Origin of the sequence: Arthrobacter vasquezii (assembly GCF_029455255.1) — a bacterium.
Lineage (GTDB): Bacteria > Actinomycetota > Actinomycetes > Actinomycetales > Micrococcaceae > Arthrobacter_D > Arthrobacter_D parietis.
Window position 1 is genome coordinate 1 of the sequence record NZ_JAROKN010000143.1, and the last position, 515, is coordinate 515.

Annotated in this window: 1 protein-coding gene; it reads left to right on the forward strand. The window is 60.0% G+C overall.

The window, feature by feature from the left end:
- Positions 1 to 208, forward strand: a 208-nt coding sequence (locus tag P4U43_RS18000) for an EF-Tu C-terminal domain-related protein (protein WP_449658173.1), incomplete at its 5' end; no start/stop codon positions are given.
- Between the last annotated feature and the right edge of the window lie 307 nt (positions 209 to 515).

Genomic DNA, 515 nt, shown 5'->3' on the forward strand with positions numbered 1-515 from the left:
CTATCGTCCGCAGTTCTACTTCCGCACCACCGACGTGACCGGGATCATCCGGTTGAAGGAAGGCGTGGAAATGATCATGCCCGGCGACAACGCCGAGCTGAACGTGGAGCTGATCACCCCCATCGCCATGGAAGAGAAGCTGCGCTTCGCTATCCGTGAAGGCGGTCGTACGGTCGGCGCCGGCGTGGTGGCCAAGATCATCGAGTAGTGATCCCGCAGGCTCGAGGAAAAGTGGGAACCGGTTTTTCGCCCGCGAGCCTGCGACTTAAGTAAGCAAGGCTCGAGGAAAAGTGGGAACCGGTTTTCCGCCCGTGAGCCCGCGAAATTCAATAATTTTGGCTCGAGGAAAAGTGGGAACCGGTTTTCCTCCCGCGAGCCCGCGCAACAATGAAGTCTTTCAGGACATTCCCGGACTTCGCGCCGTCATCTTCGCCCTGTATAGGAGACCCATGGCTGACGGCGACACCCTGAACGACACCTCCGCCGCCCCGCCCTTGGGCGTGGGCAAGGGCTAT